Origin of the sequence: Chitinophaga pinensis (genome assembly GCF_007896845.1) — a bacterium.
Taxonomy (GTDB): Bacteria; Bacteroidota; Bacteroidia; order Chitinophagales; family Chitinophagaceae; genus Chitinophaga; species Chitinophaga pinensis_C.
Genome location: NZ_VOHS01000009.1, coordinates 175,443 through 197,130, shown reverse-complemented (window position 1 = coordinate 197,130; position 21,688 = coordinate 175,443). Strand labels below are relative to the sequence as shown.

General features: G+C 47.1%; 12 protein-coding genes. 9 read left to right on the top strand and 3 right to left on the bottom strand.

Going from position 1 to position 21,688, the window contains the following annotated elements; genetic code table 11:
- Positions 1-110: 110 nt before the first annotated feature.
- From FEF09_RS32865 to FEF09_RS12015, 5 genes are all read left to right on the top strand, one after another.
- Positions 111-308, top strand: coding sequence for a hypothetical protein (locus FEF09_RS32865; RefSeq protein ID WP_261387431.1), 198 nt, complete (start codon positions 111-113; stop codon positions 306-308).
- Positions 309-676: 368 nt separating this feature from the next.
- Positions 677-937, top strand: coding sequence for an anti-sigma regulatory factor (locus FEF09_RS12030; protein ID WP_146305340.1), 261 nt, complete (start codon positions 677-679; stop codon positions 935-937).
- Between the two features lie 887 nt (positions 938-1,824).
- Positions 1,825-2,436, top strand: coding sequence for a PAS domain-containing protein (locus FEF09_RS12025; RefSeq protein WP_146305339.1), 612 nt, complete (start codon positions 1,825-1,827; stop codon positions 2,434-2,436).
- A complete protein-coding gene (locus FEF09_RS12020) occupies positions 2,385-3,314 on the top strand; it encodes an ATP-binding protein (RefSeq protein ID WP_146305338.1) in 930 nt (309 codons plus the stop codon). Before FEF09_RS12025 ends, FEF09_RS12020 begins: the two co-directional genes overlap by 52 nt.
- Positions 3,315-3,363: 49 nt before the next feature.
- On the top strand, positions 3,364-3,816 hold the full coding sequence (locus FEF09_RS12015) for a response regulator (protein WP_146305337.1): 453 nt from the start codon (positions 3,364-3,366) through the stop codon (positions 3,814-3,816).
- 10 nt (positions 3,817-3,826) lie between these two features.
- Here the strand turns inward: FEF09_RS12015 and tilS are convergent, their stop codons facing one another.
- Both tilS and FEF09_RS12005 read right to left on the bottom strand, forming a co-directional pair.
- Complete coding sequence (gene tilS, locus FEF09_RS12010) at positions 3,827-5,164, bottom strand: tRNA lysidine(34) synthetase TilS (RefSeq protein WP_146305336.1); 1,338 nt, start codon at positions 5,162-5,164, stop codon at positions 3,827-3,829.
- A 15-nt stretch (positions 5,165-5,179) separates the two neighbouring features.
- Positions 5,180-5,488, bottom strand: a complete 309-nt coding sequence (locus FEF09_RS12005; protein ID WP_146305335.1) for a hypothetical protein — start codon at positions 5,486-5,488, stop codon at positions 5,180-5,182.
- 51 nt (positions 5,489-5,539) lie between these two features.
- Between FEF09_RS12005 and FEF09_RS12000 the strand changes: the two genes are divergently transcribed.
- The 4 genes from FEF09_RS12000 (at position 5,540) to ispE (ending at position 8,895) form a co-directional block, all read left to right on the top strand.
- Positions 5,540-6,280, top strand: coding sequence for an electron transfer flavoprotein subunit beta/FixA family protein (locus tag FEF09_RS12000; protein WP_146305334.1), 741 nt, complete (start codon positions 5,540-5,542; stop codon positions 6,278-6,280).
- A 54-nt stretch (positions 6,281-6,334) separates the two neighbouring features.
- On the top strand, positions 6,335-7,300 hold the full coding sequence (locus FEF09_RS11995; RefSeq protein WP_146305333.1) for an electron transfer flavoprotein subunit alpha/FixB family protein: 966 nt from the start codon (positions 6,335-6,337) through the stop codon (positions 7,298-7,300).
- A gap of 104 nt (positions 7,301-7,404) precedes the next feature.
- Positions 7,405-8,007, top strand: a complete 603-nt coding sequence (locus tag FEF09_RS11990; protein WP_146305332.1) for a bifunctional nuclease family protein — start codon at positions 7,405-7,407, stop codon at positions 8,005-8,007.
- 66 nt (positions 8,008-8,073) lie between these two features.
- Positions 8,074-8,895 (top strand): 4-(cytidine 5'-diphospho)-2-C-methyl-D-erythritol kinase, encoded by an 822-nt coding sequence (gene ispE, locus FEF09_RS11985; RefSeq protein WP_146305331.1) that lies wholly within the window; start codon positions 8,074-8,076, stop codon positions 8,893-8,895.
- Between the two features lie 214 nt (positions 8,896-9,109).
- Here ispE and FEF09_RS11980 read toward each other — a convergent pair whose 3' ends face one another.
- On the bottom strand, positions 9,110-21,316 hold the full coding sequence (locus tag FEF09_RS11980) for a gliding motility-associated C-terminal domain-containing protein (RefSeq protein WP_146305330.1): 12,207 nt from the start codon (positions 21,314-21,316) through the stop codon (positions 9,110-9,112).
- Between the last annotated feature and the right edge of the window lie 372 nt (positions 21,317-21,688).

Sequence of the window (21,688 nt, the reverse complement as noted above, 5' to 3'; positions counted from 1 at the left end):
AGATCTGGTACAAGCTGTAAGTAAAACCGGCGCCAAAGGAGTGTTAATCGATATTTCTGCTGTTTCAATTGTAGACTCCTTATGGGAGAATACTAGGAAATATTGCAGGCATGAGTAAAATTCTGGATGCAGATACTGTAATTGTCGGAATGCAGCCCGCTGTCGCCATTACACTGGTTGAACTGGGCCTTCCATTGAAAGGAGTACAAACCGCGTTGAATGTGGAAAAGGAATGGAGTTGCTTCAACAAAAAATACAGATCACCGAAGAAGAAGAACCTGAGGAATGATAGTACTATCCAGCGATAATATGCGCATAGAGAAAGAGTTGGATATGGTGGTGTTCAGAAACAGATTAAAGGAATTTGCCGTAAAAATAGGCAGGGCCTTGTCAATCAGACAAAACTGATTACTGCCGCCAGCGAGCTTTCCAGAAACATGCTCCGTACGCCGGAAAGGTGCTGTCCTCATTGAAATAGTTAACGGTCAACGTCAGAATGGTCTCCGTGTTACCTTTTCAGATAAAGGTCCGGGCATTGCCAATATTGAACAAGCCATGAAAGATGGCTTCTCTACCGGCAAAAGCCTTGGATTAGGATTGCCTGGCGCCAACGCCTCGTAAGCGAATTTGATATTAAAAGTACGGTAGGTAAAGGAACTACCATTACAATTACTAAATGGAAGAATGGATAACCGGACGGCAGATCAGTTTTAATATTGAAGACAGAAGTTATCTGGCGCTGTTAAAACGCGAAGTGCATCGTCTTTCTGTACAATGCGGACTAAGTGAAAAGAAAGTAGCGGAGATAGACATCGTCGTTGCCGAAATCGGTTCCAATATCATTAAACATGCGGGTAGTGGCGAGGTCCTCGTCATGTTGACAGACCAGCCCCAACCGCCATCGAGATCATTGGCATTGATAATGGCCAGGGCATAAATGATCTCGCCCGGATGATGCGGATGGTACATCCACGACTAATACACTTGGTCATGGTCTGGGAGCTATAAAAAGGCTGTCGGACTTCCTACAGGTATATTCAGTAAAAGGTTGGGGTACAATATTATTGGCCAGGTTTTTCATTAAATCCACAGAACAGCTGCAATATCTCCTAAACCAGGACCGGAAATAAGAACACTGCTGGTTGCGAAACCTGGTGAAAGAGTATGCGGCGACGGTTATTTTGTCAATACGGATAAGGCAGGGATCCGCATTTTTCTTGGTGATGGATTAGGACATGGACCGGAAGCACACAAAGCTGTCACAGCAGCTATCAGCTCTTTCAGATATTGCATGCTTCGCGATCTGGGCGAAGTAATACGTCAAATACCGAGGATGTGAAACGTACGCGTGGACTGGTAGTATGGCCATTTACAACTATAGAACAGGAAATGGCAGCTTTGCGGCGTAGGAAACATACACTCGCGTATGTGGACAGCTGCTTTGTCAAAGACCTATCTCCCATACAACGGAATCATCGGTCATAATCTGCCAGTACTATCAACGAGCAGGAAATAGAACATCCTGCAGGAAAAGAGCAGATCCTCATCATGTGTTCCGATGGTATCAAAACACGGTGGGAAATGACGCCTATCCCGGCATATTCAGATACGATATGTCGTACTCGCCGCGCTATCTATAAAGACAACGCACGTAAAACAGATGATATGTCAGTCGTAATTGTTAAAGTAAAATAAAGGCAATGCAGGAAATAACCCGGATCACGCTCGAAACTGATATGGACCTGGTGCTGGTGCACAAGCGTACTATGAACTGGGTGAATTGGCAGGCCTTTCACTGGCTTCACAGACCACCTTCGCTACCGCGTGTCAGAAGTAGCCAGACATGTCATTGAATATGGATACAACGCAGTATTGTTACTCGGTATCCGTGCCGATATCAAAGATCCGGAGAAATTCCTGATAGCAAGAGTACTGGACCGTAATATCAACCTCACCGAAAAGATCAATGAAAACCTTGTATATGCCAAAAGACTGGTAGATCAGTTTACATTGGATCGTACGGATAAAGGTATTGAGATCACCATGGAATTCAAAATTCCGGGAGTACAAAGAATTATCAGCAGTCGCATTGAACAGTGGATCTCCGCTTTCAGTGTCGAACAACCTATCTCTCCTTACGATGAAATCAAACGTAAGAACAAACAGTTACAGGAACTCGCAGAAAAGCTGAAAGAGAGTGAAACCCAATATAGAGAAGTAACCAATGCGCTCCCGCTGATAATATTTTCTATAAATGATGACGGTGAAATACTCTATGCCAATAGCTGGCTTAAAACATTTACAGGCTTTGATGCAAACGCACTCAATGAAAATAAATGGAAGCCCGTTCTGAGAGAAGAGGACTTTGTCATTAACTGGGAACAGTGGTGGTATCATGTCGCAGAAAAACATCTTTCAAAAGAGAGCTGGAACTGAAAAATGGCGATACAGGTGACTTCATCTGGCATTTGGTCACGGTTACACCAGTCACAGATGAAGGTGGAGAAATCAGCTACTGGACGGGATCTATGGTAGATATCCATGCGCAAAAGGTCATGGAGCAAACGCTTAGAGACAATAAAGAGCTGAAAGAAATGAAACTGCTGCTGGAGGAAAAAGTCAAAGAACTGAACCGCAGTAATCAGGAGCTGGAACAATTTGCATACGCCGCTTCTCATGACCTGCAGGAGCCATTGAGAAAGATTGTCTTTTACAGCGATTATCTGAATAAACATTATTCAGAACAGATCGATGAACGTGGCAAGCTATATTTCGGTAACATGACGAGCGCCAGTCAGCGGATGACACAGCTAATTCATGATCTGTTAAACTTCTCCCGTATCTACCGGGAAAATCTGCATCTGGTAAAAACAGATCTGAATGCACTGGCTACAGAGGCAATGAATGATCTGGATCTCGCTATTAAAGCCAAACATGCACAGATCGAAGTGAGCCCTCTGCCTGTTATTTCTGTTTATCCGATGCAGATGCGACAGCTGTTCCAGAACCTGTTGTCTAATGCCGTTAAATTTTCAGATGATAAACGTATACCGCTTGTGAAAGTATACGCAGAGACAAATGGAAGTGATGTGCAGCTGATTTTTGAAGACAATGGTGTGGGCTTCGAAGAGAAGTATCTGGATAAGATGTTCAGTTTATTTCAACGCCTGCACTCACGTGAGAAATACGCCGGAACCGGTATAGGACTCGCCATATGCAAGAAGATAGCCGACCTGCATAATGGGAGTATTACGGCCTGCAGTCAGCCGGGAAATGGAGCAAAATTTATACTGACTCTGCCTTCGGTTGCATAACCCGGCAGGAATATTTGGTTTTTGATTTTAAAGAAAGAATTTATCAGTTATGGATAATACTGTAAAGATATTACTGGCGGATGATGATATTGAGGATCGTTTCATCATGCAGGATGCCTTTAACGCGATAAATCTACCGGAAGTACCATTACTTGTGGAAGATGGAGAAAAAGTGCTGGAGTACCTTTCCGAAACACACCGCAATGCAGGCGTATTGCCTTCATTGGTAGTACTTGACCTGAATATGCCACGCCTGAGTGGTACACAAACCTTGCGCGAATTGAAAAGTCGCGACGCCTATAAAGACATCCCTGTTATTATATTCTCCTCCTCACTGAACGTGATAGAGATGCATGAATGTAAGCAACTGGGAGCCCTCTCCTATATGGTGAAGCCTTTTACCTATGAAGAGTATCTGTTGTCCGCACAGCACTTTTATGACTTCTGCCTGAAGAAGCATTCTTTTCCCGAGTTCAACAGTCTCATAAATAACTTTAAATAAGAAGGGAGGCTTAATAAGCCTCCCACTCTATTGTCAGTAATTCTTTTGTTTGCGGTGTGATCTTAAACCGATCATCTATTCTTAACCCCACAATCCACACAACCCGCTTCGCTGATTCCAGCACCCAGATATTTTCCTTCTGCACAACAGACAATTTCTGATCTATAAAAAACCGGCTCAGCTTCTTCTTCTTCCGCATCCCTAATGGATAGAAATAATCGCCTTGCTTCCATCTGCGCAATAATAGAGGATATTGTAATGCTGTCTTATCCAGACAGGCAATATTGGCGGCTGCAGGAATCGGCGTATGTGCCGACCGCTCTGTCAGTTTGATCCTGAGCACTCCATTTGCCGTACTGACCACCCCTCTCTCCTTTTCGATCACGATGGCAGCCGCCTCCTCTTCTGCCAGTGGCGTGATAAGCAACCATTGACGGTCCCTGATGATGCGGTGGGTGGCTGTTTCTATCATCTTTCCGGACCCGCTGTGCAACAGTTCCAATACCTGTGGCAGCTGCGCCGCCGTACAACCGTATTGCCGGAAGATCTCCCACGCCACGGTCCGCAGGGGTACGGTCTTCTGCAACTTCAGCACAGGAACCATATAAGTGTTTCCCTTCTGCGTGACCATTCTTTTAATATGTCTCTGCAAAGCTTCATTATACAGTAGCTCCGCCTCCCGGAAACGTTCTATACTGGCTGCAATATTAGGTACTGTACCAGCATTAGCTTCCTGCATGACAGGGATCACCTTATGACGAAAGAAATTGCGTGTATATTTGACGGTAAGATTGGAGCTGTCTTCCACATATGGAATATTATGCTCTGCTGCATACGCAAGCAGGTTTTCTTTTTCTGCGAATAAGAGTGGACGTAATAATTTCCCCTGTTTGGGCAGAATGCCATGCAGACCGGCAATGCCAGTGCCTTTACTGAGATTCATCAGTAAGGTCTCTACACTGTCCTGCATATGATGCGCCGTAACAATATGGCTGTAGCCACCTTCTTCGCGGGTCTGTTCCAGCCATTCATAACGCAGCTCCCGGGCTGCCACCTGAATGGATACACGTTTGCCTGCAGTATATGCAGCTGTATCAAATCGTACCTGATGAAAGGTGACGTCTAACTGCTTTGCAAGGCCTGCCACAAACGATTCATCACGTACTGACTCATCGCCTCTCAGCTGAAAGTTACAGTGGGCGATAGCAAAACGAAAGCCTGCCGCTTTAAACAGATGGGCCATTACAACGGAGTCTGCGCCGCCGCTGACAGCAAGCAGCAAAGACTGATACGGCATGAACAACTGCTCTTTTTCAATAAATATTTTAAACCCTGTCAGTAAATCCATTTGCTGGTAGTTAAATTAAATCAGATCGTCCAGTGCTGCCTGTAACTCATTATATGCGTGCCTGTCATTGGCTGCTTTCGCCATCTCCATACCTTTTTCGTATACGGCGATGGCCTCCTTCGGAAGCACGGCCCTTTCCAGCAGACGCCCGAGGTGATAATAAGAGCCGACATAGCCCGGCTCATATGCCAGCAGCTCTTCAAACAGCTGTCTGGCGCCCGTATCATCACCCAGTTTAATGTACTCAAGTGCAAGCGCATGCTTCAGAAAGCTGTCATTAGGAGTGCTTTTAAGAAATTCCTTTATCCTGGCTATTCTATCCATTATTTAAATATATTTGCTCATACCGCTTTAAAAAATAAAACAGTTTAGGCCATGAAGATTTTAGTTTGTATCAGTAAAACTCCGGACACGACTGCAAAAATAGCTTTCACAGACAACAACACGAAATTCAATGAAGCCGGTGTACAATTCATCATCAACCCCTACGATGAATGGTATGCCCTGGTTCGTGCGCTTGAACTGAAAGAAACGCTGGGCGCAACCGTTCATCTCGTAACCGCAGGCGGTGCAGATACGGAGCCAATTATCCGCAAAGCACTGGCATTGGGTGGAGACGAAGCTTTCCGCATTAATACTGATAGTCAGGACAGTTTTTATATTGCTTCACAAATAGCAGACCATGCCCGTAAACAGGGTTATGACCTGATTTTTACCGGTAAAGAAACCATTGATTATAACGGTGCAGCTATTGGCGGAATGGTAGCAGAACTGTTAGATCTTCCTTTTGTATCCATCGCTGCAAAATTTGAGCTGAACGGTACTGAAGCCACCATCCACCGTGAAATAGAAGGCGGAGAAGAAATTGTAAAAGTAACACTCCCCGTAGTAGTATCCTGCCAGAAAGGAATGGCGGAACAGCGTATTCCGGGGATGCGCGGTATCATGGCTGCCCGTACCAAACCACTGGCGGTAGTAGAACCCGTAGCAACAGATGCCTTAACCTCTGTGACCAGTTTTGAACTCCCCCCGGCAAAAGCAGGTGTGAAGCTTATCAGCCCCGACAATGTAGAAGAACTGGTAAAGTTGCTGCATGAAGAAGCAAAAGTGATCTGATCATTTTTGTAGTGATAAGCCCCCTAATTTTTTTCATTAAATTCTACGTCAAACATGTCAGTTTTAATATTCGCAGATCAGGCCCACGGCAAAATCAAAAAAGTAGCATTCGAAGCAATACAATATGGCGCAAAAGTAGCACAGCAACTGGGCGTAACTGCAACCGCACTCGTACTAGGCGCTGTTGACAATGCAGAACTGGAAGCACTGGGTAATTACGGTGCCACCAAAGTACTACATGCTGCAGATGCCAGACTGAATGAAGTCGAAGGAGCCGTATTCACCAAAATAATCGCGGCCGCTGCCGATCAGGAAGCAGCGCAGGTTGTTATATTCCCCCACAATTTTGACGGTAAGGCCGTAGCTCCCCGCGTGGCAGCACGCCTGAAAGCCGGATTTGTATCCGGAGCCGTATCCCTGCCCGATACCAGCAACGGTTTCGTGGTAAAAAAGAGCGTATTTTCCGGCAAGGCATTTGCCAATGTAAATATCACTTCCCCGAAAAAAGTGATCGCTGTGATGCCCAATACTTTTGCACTGACACCAACGGATGCAAAAGCAGCAGTAACAGCGTTCTCCCCTGCTATCAATGATGCAGATTTCCGGGTAAAAGTGAGCAGTGTTGAAACTGTCAGCGGAGAAGTGCCGCTTACAGAAGCTGAAATTGTAGTGAGCGGTGGCCGTGGCCTCAAAGGCCCCGAAAACTGGGGAATTGTGGAAGATCTGGCAAAAACACTCGGCGCGGCAACTGCCTGCTCCCGTCCTGTAGCAGATACAGGCTGGCGCCCCCATCATGAACACGTGGGTCAGACTGGCCTTACAGTCCGTCCTAATTTATATATAGCAATCGGCATTTCAGGAGCCATCCAGCACCTTGCTGGCGTAAACGGCAGCAAAGTCATCGTGGTTATTAATAAAGACCCTGAAGCGCCCTTCTTCAAAGCAGCCGACTACGGCATCGTCGGAGACGCCTTTGAAGTGGTGCCCAGATTAACAGCGGCCCTTAAACAGATAAAGTAGGTCAGTCGCCCCTGAGCACTAACTTATTATCTGTTTTTTAGATAAGGAATATTTTTTCTAACTTCACGGTCTTATAAAATATTCAGCGACAACGCAGGACAGATATGAGAAAAATAGAACTGGAAATAGTTGCTTTATCGCACAGCATTACGCAGACACATTCTTACGCCGTCGTTTTGGGAGAGGTGAACGGTTTGCGCCGTCTGCCTATTGTAATTGGCGGCTTTGAAGCGCAGGCGATAGCTGTGGCGTTGGAAAAAATGCAACCCAGCCGCCCATTGACACACGATCTGATGAAAAACTTTATGAATGCTTTTAATATTGAGCTTCATGAAGTAGTGATCAGCAACCTGCAGGAAGGAATTTTTTATTCTAAATTGATCTGCTACAGTAACGACGAAACAATAGAGATAGATTCCCGTACTTCAGATGCCCTGGCACTGGCGGTACGCTTTGGCTGTCCGATCTTCACCTACGAAAATATCCTTAACAGTGCCGGCATCCTGCTGGATGATCCTGCCGGAAAGAAAAGTGGTGTGAAACCCGTAACGCCTACTATCTCTGAACACGAGAAAGGTGCGGAAGACGACCTGAAAGTGCTGAACCTGGAGGAACTGACAACATTACTACAGGAAGTACTGGAACAGGAAGACTATATCCGTGCAATCGCTATCCGTGACGAGATCAACAGTCGCAAGAGCCACTGATAGTCATCTTAATAAAATTTATTATCAATAAATGATCCATAAACCATAGTATAACAGCTATGGTTTATGGTTTTTTATACCATGATCGTCTTCCCAAACTGTAAAATTAACCTCGGTCTGCATGTAGTCAGCAAAAGACCAGACGGCTTTCATGAACTGGAAACCGTTTTCTACCCCCTTCCATTGACCGATGCACTCGAAGTCCTCAGTCCGGGAAAACTTTCATTTACAAGCTCCGGCATCGATGTTCCCGGCGAACAGACAGACAATCTTTGTCTGAAAGCCTGGCGCCTCCTGAAACAGGATTTTCCTGAACTACCAGAAGTAAATATTCATCTGCATAAAAATATCCCGATTGGCGCCGGTCTCGGCGGCGGTTCTGCTGACGCAGCCTTTATGCTGCAATTACTCAATAACCGATTTCAGCTGGAAATATCAAAAGAGCAACTGATCAGCTATGCCGCCGCTCTGGGCAGCGACTGTCCTTTCTTCATTGAAAATAAAGCAGTCTACGCCACCGGTAGAGGAGAAATCATGCAACCCATTGCGCTTGACTTATCCGCCTATAGCTTTGTATTGGTATATCCTGCTGTACATATTAATACCGGCTGGGCTTTTGGAAAAATTACACCCGGCCCCCCTGCCCGCTCTTTACAGGAAAGCATCATGCAACCGCTTGCAAGCTGGAAAAATACTATATCAAACGATTTCGAAGCGGCGGTCTTCGGTACACATCCCGAGCTCATTACTATTAAAGAAAATTTATATACGGCAGGTGCCATATATGCATCAATGAGTGGCAGTGGTTCTGCCTTCGTCGGCATTTTCCCTAAAAACGAAATCGGCGATCTTAATTTCAATCCTGCATATAAAGTATTTGTATTATAGAGGCTATCCCCTATTTCCGTCAGATATAATGAACGTCTCGTAGCCGTAAGTCGCTCCCTGCCCTACCAAACACCAACCATCTCACAGCGACAATCCACTGCGCTGGTCTGTATTACCACTTCACAACTACCCCTCTTATATTATTTTTTCCCTAAAAAAAAGAAAGGCGCCCCGGAATAACCGGGACGCCTTTGCCTATTGTACTTTACACTTCTTATCTGATAGCGGTCACTTCGCCTTTCACAACATTTGTGTTGCCACCGAGCGATTTCTTATAGCTCAGCATCCAGACATAAGTTCCGTTTTCAACCAGGGCGCCTTTGTATCGGCCATCCCATCCGGTCTTCTGATCTTTACTTAAGAAGATCAGTTCACCCCAACGGTTGTAGATACGTAAGTCGTAGTCATACATCGGACCGCGAACGACAGGTCTGAAGATGTCGTTATGTCCATCACCGTTTGGCGTAAAGCCGGTCGGGAATTCTGGTTTAGCTTCACAAGGCTGATAGCGAACCACAATCTGGTCAGACATGGATCCACAATCATTGGAGATCGTCACTGTGTAAGTGCCCGGAGTGGTCACTTTATAAGTAGCAGCGGTTGAACCATCCTGCCAACGTATAGTGTTACCTGCACCAGCATTTACTCTCAGCGTCAGATCTTCACCGATACATAACATGGTGTCTCTGCCCAGATTGAAGTCAGGAATACCTGCCACAGTTACATTCACACTATCCATGGTAATTCTTGAACAGAATCTGTCCATTACAGACACTACATATTTACCGGCGCCAGTGATTTCTTTCACCGGATTCGTATCACCATCATTCCAGAGGTAAGAGATTGCATCAGGATGAGTAGCGTCGATCACTACACGTCCGCCGTTACAGAACTCTCTGTCTGGTCCGAGGTCAATACCCAGGTCAGGTCTTAAAGTGACGGTTACTTTATCAGTTACCACGCAACCATCGCGGGTTACAGTCACAGTATAATCACCTGGTCTTGATACTACGATCGAATTGGTGTTTTCACCTGTATTCCAAAGTACGGAACCTCCATCAGGTTCTACGTTCAGCATTACTGTTTCATTCGGACACAGTTCGGTATCGTCGGTCAGAACGATATTTGGCGGTGTACCTACGAGAACAACTGCTTCACCGTGATTAGAACAACCATTTACAGTCACATCCACACCATAAGTACCAGTTGCATTTACAGTGATAGAAGCGGTGGTTTCACCAGTTGACCATACATAGCTGCCACCTTCTACATAAGCGTTCAGTGTTACTGATTCGCCCTGACAGATAGCAGTGTCACGGATATTGATCGGTGGTGGCAGATTAACGATGACCTTCACAGAGTCTGTTGCAGAACAGATACCGTTAGTGACAGTCGCATAATAAGTACCAGCCGTGCTTACATCGATGGTTCTGGTAGTAGCACCAGTTGACCAGCGGATAGCGTAAACATCATTTGCGATACCGGCATCAAGGGTTGTTGTACTACCCTGACAGATAGTTACATCGTTACCCAGTTCAACCGTTGGTTTGGTTACATATTGCAGATCGTACGTGATAGGATCAGATACGCAGCCAGTTACACCGTCTGTTACGATGAAGGTAGCCTGAGTGGCACCATTCAGGTCAAACACGTTGCTGCTCTGTGTCAGCGGAGTGTTAACCGCAGTAGCCGGAACTACGCTCGTCAGGGTGAATTTAGGTCTGCTTACCTTATTCTCCAGCAGGATTGCAAATTTGGTATTGTCAGAACAGTTAGCAGGCAGGGATGGAACCAGGGCCGGTTTCGGACAAGGATTCACCGTGATTGTCTGTACACGTTCAGTTGCTGTGTTACCACATGCGTCAGTGATAGTCCATCTTCTTGTGATGGTATAACCAGCACACAGATCTACTGTAAACGGATCCTGGATCATGATAGCCTTCTTAGGGAAGGTAGCGTCACAGTTGTCACGTGCATACAGTGTAGCTGCGGCAGGGATAGCGTCACCACAATTCAACGTTACGTTTGCCGGAGCAGGATCGATCGTTGGTCTTGTAGTATCCGTTACGGTGATCACCTGACGGAAGATCGCTGTGTTGTTACATGCATCTTTTGCAGTCCAGATACGGATCAGACGGTAGTTGCTTGCGCAAGCGCCCTGAATCGTTTCACGTGTCTGGGTGTAACTGATTTTCACAGTGCTGCAATTGTCGGTTGCTCTCAGATTGGTCGGAGGAGCAGGAACCGCATCACAGCTTACTGTTGTATCAGCAGGAGGTGCTACAACGAACACCGGCCTTGTAGTATCCTGTACAGTGATCACCTGTTGCATTACGTTCGTATTACCACAGTTATCGGTAGCTGTCCAGGTACGTGTCAGTTTGTAGCTGCTTGCACAGGAAGAAGACAGGTTATCTCTTCTCTCTGTAACTCTTACGGCTACGGTTGAAGTACAGTTGTCTGTAGCTGTTATAGTTTCAACAGACGGTACCTTGTCGCAATCTACAGTGACTGCCGGAGGTACTGACATGGAGAATCTAGGCTTGATTGTATCCTGAACAGTGATAGTCTGCGTCAGTACGGTTTTGTTACCGCAAAGGTCAGTAGCTGTCCAGGTACGGATGATCTGGTAGTTGTCAGTACACTTGCTGCCGGAGATGTTCTTACGGGTATCTACCGGATTGATAGTGAGGACACCAGGTGTACAGTTGTCAGTCGCTGTCATTGGCGTACCGGCAGGAACCTTATCACAATCAACAGTGATATTGGTCGGAGCCGTACCGTCAAATACAGGAGGCGTCATGTCTCTTACAGTGATGATCTGTCTCAGCGTATCGCTCGCGTTACCACAAGCATCAACTGCAACCCATTTACGGATCAGCTGATAGTTGCTTGCACAAGCACCTGGCTGGTCGATTCTCACCTCGATCGGAGTGATCGTCATAGCGCCGTTACAAGCGTCGTTTGCAGGCAGGGTAACCGCTGCAGGTACTTTATCACAATCTACAGTGATGTTGGCAGGAGCAGTACCCGTGAATACAGGTGCTTTCGTGTCTACCACAGTGATTGTCTGTTGTGCCTGAGTAGTCAGACCACAACGGTCAGTAGCTGTCCATGTACGTCTTACCGTGAATGTACAAGCGTCAACTGTTACTGTTACGTCGTTGTAAGTGATGCTCAGTGGCTCATTGTCATAAGGAGCATGGCTGAACACCGGAGTACCGAATTTCTGGGTGTAGTCAGTACCCTGTTCGCAATCCACTGTCAGCGGACCAGGAACGGATATTACTACCGGAGGAATGTTCATCAGGGTCAGCATTACTGCGTTGCTGATGTTACCAGTACAAGCACCGGACATTACCACACGTCTGTACCAGGTATTACGGGTGATCATCGGAGGAGTGAATGTTGCATTGGTACCACCTACGGTTACGTTTGCGAAACCGACTGTTGCGCTGGTTGTACTTACCTGCCACTGATAAGTGAAGGTACCGTTACCACCGCTCAGGGTAGCACCCTGCAGCATTGCAGGTGTTTCATTTCCACAAAGCAGCTGATCAGCGGTGATGGTGTTACCCAGGATCATTGCCTGGTTGGTCAGCACCACGTCATCAGGAGTGGATGTACATGTTCCGTTAGAAATTGTCCAGCGCAGGGTTACTGTCTGACCTGGTTGAACTCTTACGGTAGTAGAAGGATTGTTTGGATCAGTGATTGTCGCTGTACCGCTTACGATTGTCCAGATACCTCTCGCTGTAGCAGGAGAAGGAACATTAGCTGACATTGTGAAGGTTGGATCGTCACAATGAACCTGGTCTGCACCAGCAGCCGCATTAGATGGCATTTCGTAGTTGGTCAGGATCACATTATCAGAAGTGGTACAAACACCATTTGTGATAGTCCATGTAGCTGTTACCGTCTGACCCGCAGGTACATTGATCACAGCATTAGGGTTAGAGCTGTCAGCTACGGCGAAGGAAGCCAGAGAACCAGCTGGAAGACTCCATTTACCTGTACCTACAGTTGGCGCCGTAGCAGCCATTGTGAATGCAGGAGTGTTACAATGTGTCTGATCAGCGCCGGCATTAGCAGCAGCAGGAGCCACAAAGTTGGTCAGCCTTACAGTATCTCTTGTTACGCAGACACCGTTAGAGATAGTCCATACCGCGTCAACTGTTACACCGGCAGGTACGTTGATTACCGCATTCTGTCTGGTGCTGTCAGCTACCGCGAAGGAAGCACCTGTACCTGTAACCGGTACGAGGCTCCATTTACCTGTACCTACAGAAGCTGTATTAGCAGCCATTGTAAAGGCAGGCGTATTACACTGTGCCTGGTCAGGACCGGCAGCAGCGGTTGTTGGCATTACGTAGTTGGTCAGTCTTACAGTATCTCTTGTTACGCAGACACCGTTAGAGATAGTCCATACCGCGTCAACAGTTACACCAGCAGGTACGTTGATTACCGCATTCTGTCTGGTACTGTCAGCTACTGCGAAGGAAGCACCTGTACCTGTAACCGGTACGAGGCTCCATTTACCTGTACCTACAGAAGCAGCGTTAGCAGCCATTGTAAAGGCAGGCGTGTTACACTGTGCCTGGTCAGGACCGGCAGCAGCGGCAGTTGGCATTTCGTAGTTAGTCAGCGCGACAGTGTCTCTTGTTTCACACACACCATTGGTGATGATCCACACAGCCTGTGCTGTTACGCCTACTGGAACATTTATTACAGCATTAGGATTGGTACTGTCAGCTACTGCGAAAGAAGCAGTAGTACCCGGTACCAGACTCCATTTACCTACACCTACATTGGCAACGTTAGCAGCCATTGTGAAGGCAGGTGTATTACATTTCTGCTGGTCAGGACCGGCAACAGCAGCAGCAGGCATTACTCTGTTAGTCAGTACAACATCATCAGATGTCACACAATAACCATTGGTAATGGTCCATGTAGCTGTTACGGTTACGCCCGCAGGAACGGTGATCACCGCATTAGGATTAGTACTGTCAGCTACCGCGAAGGAAGCAGTCGTACCCGGAGTCAGACTCCATTTACCTACACCAACAGAAGCTGTGTTAGCAGCCATTCTGAAGGCAGGGATGTTACAGTGTTCCTGATCAGGACCTGCATCCGCAGCAGTTGGCATCACGTCGTTAGTCAGCAACACAGTGTCTGAAGTAGGACATGTACCATTTGTGATCGTCCAGATCGCGGTTACTGTAGTACCCACAGGAACATTGATCAGTGCAGCTGGATTGTTGTCGTCACCTGCGTTGATTGAACCCGGAGAACCAGCAGCCAGTGTCCAGGTACCGGTAGCACCAGGAACATCCGGTGCATTAGCACCCATATAGAACGTAGAGATATTACATTCACGTTGATCCACGCCAGCATTAGCCGGAGATGGAGTCAGATAGTTGGTCAGTTCAACATCATCAAAGTTTGAACATGTACCGTTTGTGAGCGTCCAGCGCAGGATAGCTGATTCACCGTTCGGCACAGTGATGTGCGCTACAGGGTTATTCTCTTCGCCTGCTCTGATTGTTGCATTACCACTGATAACGGTCCACGCACCGGTTGCACCAGTAACTGTCGGCGCATTGGCAGCAGTTACGAAGTCAAGACCGGCACATTGTTCCTGATCCAGACCTGCATTTGCAAGGTTTGGTTGCTGGTAGTTGGTCAGTGTTACATCATCTGAAGTGGTACAAACACCGTTGGTGATTGTCCATCTCAGGGTTACTCTGCTACCTACAGGTATCGTGATACTTGCTGTACGGTTGTTCACCTGAGCAGCAGGGAAAGTGAATCCTGCAGGAGTAGAAGATACTACGCTCCATGCGCCTGTACCCACAGAAGCTGCATTAGCCGCCAGTGTGAATGTAGACGTGTTGTTACAATCTTCCTGGTCAGGACCTGCATTGGCAGGAGTCGGTGCTGCGAAGTTAGTCAGCACTACATCGTCTGTTGCAGAACAGGTACCGTTAGTAGCGGTCCAGCGCAGGGTCACAGTTGTACCGGCAGGTACAGTGATCGCTGCAGTCGGGTTGTTCACGCTACCGGCAGGGAAAGTAAATCCGGCCGGAGTTGAAGAAACTACGCTCCATGCACCCGTTCCTACTGTAATGGTGTTAGCCGCCAGTGTGAAAGCAGAGGTGTTACACTTAGACTGGTCAGGACCAGCGTTCGGTGTAGTTGGAGGTGCGTCATTTCTTAATACTACGTCGTCGGTTGAAGTACACACACCGTTAGTAATTGTCCAGCGCAGTGTCACTGTTGTACCTACAGGAACAGTGATAGCAGCTGTTGGATTACCTACGCTTGCAGCAGGGAAAGTGAAGCCGGTTGGTGTAGAAGAAACTACGCTCCATGCTCCGATACCTACTGTAGCTGTATTAGCGGCCAGTGTGAAAGAAGTATTGTTACATTTTGCCTGATCAGGACCCGCAGCAGCAGTTGTTGGCAGTGGTCTGTTAGTCAGGACAACATCGTCAGTAGAAGAACAAACGCCGTTTGTGATAGTCCAGCGCAGGGTTACTGTAGTACCCACAGGGATAGTTACAGCAGCGTTACGGTTGCTCATCTGAGCGGCGGTTAAAGTGAAACCAGCAGGAGCAGAAGAAACTACGCTCCATGCACCGCTACCTACAGTTGGTGCGTTACCAGCCAGTGTGAAGGCTGAAACGTTACACTGTTCCTGATCCGGACCTGCGTTAGATGTAGTTGCAGGCGCGAAGTTGGTCAGTGTCACAGTAGAAGAAACGGTACAGCTACCATTTGTTACAGTCCATGTAGCTACTACGGAAGTACCTACCGGAACATTGATGGTAGTGGTCGGGCTGGTTGTGCTTCCTGTGATGGTAGCAGTTGTACCAGCAGGGAGTGACCATACACCAGCACCAACGGTCGGCGTGTTAGCCGCCATAGTGAAGGATGGTGTATTACATTTCTGCTGAGCAGGACCAGCATTGGCAGTTGGCAGCTCGTTGTTGGTCAGCGTCACAGTAGAAGAAACAGTACAGGTACCGTTTGTTACAGTCCATGTCGCTACTACAGAAGCACCCGCAGGAACGTTGATCACCGCAGCAGGATTATTCTGCTGACCAGCAGTGATGGTTGCTGAAGAACCAGCAGGCAGCGTCCATGTACCAGTACCTACCGCAGGGGTGTTAGCCGCCATGGTGAAGGTAGTAATGTTACATTTTGTCTGGTTAGGACCTGCAGTTGCAGTCGGCAGTACATCGTTTCTGAGTACAACTATATCGCTGGTCGTACAGGTACCATTTGTGATGGTCCATACCGCGTTTACAGTTACACCAGCAGGAACGTTGATGGTAGTGGTCGGGCTGTTTACGCTTCCTGTAATGGTTGCACCGGTACCAACCACTGGTGTCAGGGTCCATGTACCAGTACCTACAGAAGCAGCATTAGCTGCCATTGTGAAGGAAGGCGTATTACATTTAGACTGGTCAGGACCAGCGTTAGCAGCAGTTGGTGCTGCGAAGTTTGTAATTACTACATCATCTGTAGAAGTACAAACGCCGTTGGTAATTGTCCAGCGCAGTGTTACAGTAGTACCGGCAGGTACACTGATAGCAGCTGTTCTGTTATTTACCTGAGCAGCAGGGAAAGTGAAACCGGCAGGTGTAGAAGATACTACGCTCCATGCACCTGTGCCGATAGTTGGTGCATTAGCAGCCAGCGTAAAGGCAGGGTTGTTACAGTTTGATTGGTCCGGACCTGCATTAGAAGTAGTTGGTGTTGCAAAGTTTGTCAACACTACATCGTCTGTTGCAGAACAGGTACCGTTAGTAGCAGTCCAGCGCAGTGTCACAGTTGTACCGGCAGGTACAGTGATCGCTGCAGTCGGGTTATTCACGCTACCGGCAGGGAAAGTGAAACCGGCAGGTGTAGAAGATACTACGCTCCATGCGCCTGTTCCTACTGTAATGGTGTTAGCCGCCAGTGTGAAAGCAGAGATGTTACACTTAGACTGGTCAGGACCAGCGTTCGGTGTAGTTGGAGGTGCGTCATTTCTTAATACTACGTCGTCGGTAGATGTACATGTACCGTTAGTAATTGTCCAGCGCAGTGTCACTGTTGTACCTACAGGAACAGTGATAGCAGCTGTTGGATTACCTACGCTTGCAGCAGGGAAAGTGAAGCCGGTTGGTGTAGAAGAAACTACGCTCCATGCTCCGATACCTACTGTAGCTGTATTAGCGGCCAGTGTGAAAGAAGTATTGTTACATTTTGCCTGATCAGGACCCGCAGCAGCAGTTGTTGGCAGTGGTCTGTTGGTCAGGACAACATCATCAGTAGATGTACAAAGGCCGTTCGTGATGGTCCAGCGCAGTGTTACTGTAGTACCCACAGGGATAGTCACAGCAGCGGTGCGGTTGCTCATCTGAGCGGCGGTTAAAGTGAAACCTGCAGGAGCAGAAGATACTACGCTCCATGCACCAGTTCCGATTGTTGGTGCGTTACCAGCCAGTGTAAAGGCTGAAACGTTACACTGTTCCTGATCCGGACCTGCGTTAGAAGTAGTCGGAGGTGCGAAGTTGGTCAGTGTTACAGAAGAAGACGCGGTACAGCTACCGTTAGTTACTGTCCATGTAGCTGTTACAACTACACCTGCAGGAACGTTGATGGTAGTGGTCGGACTGGTTGCGCTGCCAGTGATGGTAGCACCAGTACCTGTTACCGGTGTCAGTGTCCATGTACCTGTACCTACAGTTGGTGCAGTAGCAGCCATAGTGAAGGTAGGCGTGTTACATTTAGACTGATTTGAACCAGCAACAGCAGTTGGCTGTGCGTAGTTGGTCAGTGTAACAAATGAAGACACTGTACAACTACCGTTCGTTACTGTCCATGTAGCTCTTACAACTACACCGGCAGGAACATTAATAGTAGTGGATGGTGTCGTTGTGCTACCAGTGATAGTAGCACCGGTACCTGTTACCGGAGTCAGTGTCCATGTACCTGTACCAACTGAAGGCGTGTTAGCCGTTACATTGAATCCAGGTGTGTTACATTTAGACTGATCGGTGCCTGCGTTAGAAGTAGGCAGTACATCATTTCTGAGAACAGCGAAATCGCTGCTGATACAAGTACCATTAGTAATGGTCCATACTGCGTTTACCGTAACACCAGCAGGAATATTAATAGTGGTCGTTGGTGTGGTTGCGCTACCAGTGATAGTAGCACCAGTACCAGTTACCGGAACCAGTGTCCATCTGCCTGTACCCAGTGTCGGCGTGTTGCCGGTCACCGTAAAGGCAGGCGTATTACATTTAGTCTGGTCAGCACCCGCATTTGCAGTAGTTGGCTGTTGGTAAACAGTTACAGTACCGCTTGCGCAGGTTGTATTACCACAACCACCGACGGTGCTTTCAGCACGTACATAATAAGTGGTGGTAGCAGTGATGTTATTGACAGTGATAGTAGCACCGGTACCGATAGCAGTACCTGTTCCGCAACCACCTGCGTACCATCTCCATACTGCATTTGGTGTACCATTTGGCTGAGTGCCCAGGTTACCGCCTACAACAGTCAGTGTAGTGGAACCGGTTACGCAGATGCCAGGTGTACCAACAGTTACGGAAGTCGGAGCAGTCGGAGGCGTTGCTACACCTACCGTGAAAGTAATAGTAGAGTCACAACCCGCAGACGCGCTGTTTTTATAGCTCATGTTGAAGCTATAGTTGCCAGCTGGCGTATTTGCAGGAATGTTGAAGGTCAGAGGCCATGCTTTGATGGTGTCATTGGTGACAGCCGTGAAGCCTGGCATTGCTGGTGTACCGGTAGTCAGTGAGTATACATTCGGGTTACCTTTTGTGGAAATAGTATCCAGATTGAAGGTAGTCGCTGTGTTACAAAGCACTGGTACTGGTTGCAGTCTGATGATCGGTCTGGTAGTCTTGTGCAGTATAACAGTATCTTCATTCGGCGTACAATTACCAGCATTGGTAATCTTCCATGTCAATACGATATCCTGTTCATTTACCAGAGAGGTAACGGTGGTATTATATTGATTAATATTCGCGATGGTAGCGTTACCGCTCACCAGTTTCCAGGTTCCTGTCTCCGCATACAATCCTGTAAGCGTCGGATCAGGTCTGCTGGCCCTCATCGTAAATACATTATTATTACCACAAAGCGTAGTATCCGGACCTGCGTCGCTGTAAGACGGATCGTACAGGAGAGACAGGGTTACGGTGTCGCTGCTTGCACAGGCGTTGTTGGTTGTACTTTTTACAGTCCATTTGAATCTTACACTTGTACCACCTTTTTTCAACGTTACTCTTGTGTTGCGAAGAGTAGGCAGGGTGATGTTCGCGTAATCTTTCAGATTTACACCTACAGTATCAGGAGGTGCAGCCGGACCCCAGATAGAGTCAATTGTCCATACACCGCTTTCACCGGTCAGCAGTTGTGCTGCCATTGTGAAGTTACCGGAAGAGTTCATACTTGCACAAGCGAATTGTGAAGGACCAGCTTCGGCTACGGGGATTGGTGTTACATTAACAATGAATGGTGCGGATTGTACCCTACATATGTCACCCGGTGTGCTTACCACAACGGTGAAAACGCCTTCAGCAGAATTATTGATCTGTACCTGAGAAAGTGTAGTCAGACCATCGTATGCTGGTAAAGGAGTAAGTGTACCACCTGCATTAGGACCCTGGTACCATTTAATAATATTAGTACCATTGTTCAGAACGTCGTTGATTTTGATATCAACAGAGGATCCTTCACAAATATTCTGTGAAGTTGAGATGACTTCTACAACAGGCGCTTCTACGGAACTGATGAATGCAGTATTGGAGTCCACACAGGTGTGTCCATCCGCATAATCCACATAACCGTATACCATAATAGTGGTATCACCCAATATCTGGATGGTACGGGTATCACCTACGTATCCCGGAAGGTCTCTCCATGTAAACCGGTCGAAACCACCAGATGCCTGTAATTCAACAAAGGCCCCCGCGCAGACCCTACTCTTGGTGAGGTAGAGCTGTGGCATTGGCAGGATCGTTAACCGGACGAATTCCGAGGGCGCCGCACACGTGACCGAGTTACTCCCGACTTCATAAATACGGACGCGGAAACGATAAGAAGTGGGAACGTTTCTGGTACCTTTCAGTTCACCAGGTCCGATTACCAGTTCTTTTGCTGTATTGGTACCAAATGGAACATTCACATAAGTGAGACCTTCGTCATCACTCATTTCCCACTGGTAAGCCGGATTTGTAAAATAAGTAGCAGGAGTATAATTTGATGTAAGGGTAATAGGAGCGCCTTCGCAGACTACTTCCGCGAGGTTATCTGTCTTACCTTTAATAGATGCGGTGATGCTTGGGCTACAATATGCGAATTCGATATCGTCAATCGCGATATCGTTACCACAACCACCATCCATGTCGTTCATGATAATTACCTTAACGGAGTCAATATTGGACGGTACCGTAAATGAGCCACCATATTTTTGCCAGCTCGATTTAGCATTACTGAGGTCCATTGACACGTTATAGGTTGGGAAGTTTGCCAGAATCTGGCTTGGGTTGGCGGCATTCACCACCTGGAAGGTTACACCAGCATATTGATATTTGCTGACACAACCACTTTCAAAAACGCCAATAGGGTTGATGTTAATCAACCATGCACTAAAGTTGTATACAGAACCGCGACAGAGACCTGTTACTGTTTTCTGATACATTCTTTTCGGGAGATAAGCGGAGTTTGCAACCAGCATCGCACCACGGTTGTTACCGGTGTGGTCAGTGTTGTTCACCCAGTCTCCCTTTAACTGGGTCGTGTTAGAAATTGCATAATAGTTATCTGCAAGTTCCCCTGTACCCTGATAGTCGTAGGTTACTACGCCATCGATCGGATATTTTCTACGGGTTTGTCCGCTGGCCATCGTACCAAAGTCCTCAAAGAAACCTGGTTTATCATTGGCCTCGTTGGATCCACAGATATTAATGGTACAGTCATGCGCTATAATCGTACGGCTGGTGGTATAAGTTCTTACCGATCCATTGTTGTACGTATAGGGAATGGAAATATTCACGGTATAGGTACCGGCCTGCATAAACTGCAACGTCAGCGACTTTGTTCTTTGTAGCTTGGCTGCTTTAGTCGTTGCGGCGGTATTACCCGTGTACAGGATTTCATAGTCCGCATCAGTCCCGGATGGTCCCGATATCGTCCATGTAGCCTGGTCGGAAGTTTGCCGGTACCCATTACTGGTGGGTATCATGGCGTTAATGCTCAGATATTTGGCCTGACCGGCAGTACTACTGGCGGTCGAGATACAAACTTCATCCGGCACGTTAACATATACCGGAGGGTTGGTCTGGGCCATCGCCACGACACAACACATCATAGTATATAATAGGATTAGAATCTTTTTCATCAGTAGGTGTTTTGTGAAAAAAGTATCAGATGAGCCGCGATTAGACATCGCACCAACTGACGGATTTACAATAGCTTACCGATCGTTCATGACTCCAATCCCTTTCCGGAATGGCTTTTTGAGAAGTGTAAAGTGTTTCCATAGGCTTGATCATTTTTTTCTTGATATGGCTAAGAAATGAGACTATTTTAAAATTAAAATTATAACTAATATAGGAAATATAAAAAATGTGTATATATTCTAAAGCGATAAATGGAAGCATAATTAGAAATAAGAGGGCGGGGGGAATTTGATTTTCAGTACCTTAGTTGGACGAAAAAAAGTTTGCTGTTGTGGTTAAAAGTTATCCACACTCGCAATACGTTAATAAAT

Coding starts and splice junctions, on each gene's coding strand:
- FEF09_RS32865 (WP_261387431.1), top strand. CDS start 111: ATGAGTAAAATTCTGGATGCAGATACTGTAATTGTCGGAATGCAGCCC.
- FEF09_RS12030 (WP_146305340.1), top strand. CDS start 677: ATGGAAGAATGGATAACCGGACGGCAGATCAGTTTTAATATTGAAGAC.
- FEF09_RS12015 (WP_146305337.1), top strand. CDS start 3,364: ATGGATAATACTGTAAAGATATTACTGGCGGATGATGATATTGAGGAT.
- tilS (WP_146305336.1), bottom strand. CDS start 5,164: ATGGATTTACTGACAGGGTTTAAAATATTTATTGAAAAAGAGCAGTTG.
- FEF09_RS12005 (WP_146305335.1), bottom strand. CDS start 5,488: ATGGATAGAATAGCCAGGATAAAGGAATTTCTTAAAAGCACTCCTAAT.
- FEF09_RS12000 (WP_146305334.1), top strand. CDS start 5,540: ATGAAGATTTTAGTTTGTATCAGTAAAACTCCGGACACGACTGCAAAA.
- FEF09_RS11995 (WP_146305333.1), top strand. CDS start 6,335: ATGTCAGTTTTAATATTCGCAGATCAGGCCCACGGCAAAATCAAAAAA.
- FEF09_RS11990 (WP_146305332.1), top strand. CDS start 7,405: ATGAGAAAAATAGAACTGGAAATAGTTGCTTTATCGCACAGCATTACG.
- ispE (WP_146305331.1), top strand. CDS start 8,074: ATGGTTTTTTATACCATGATCGTCTTCCCAAACTGTAAAATTAACCTC.
- FEF09_RS11980 (WP_146305330.1), bottom strand. CDS start 21,316: ATGAAAAAGATTCTAATCCTATTATATACTATGATGTGTTGTGTCGTG.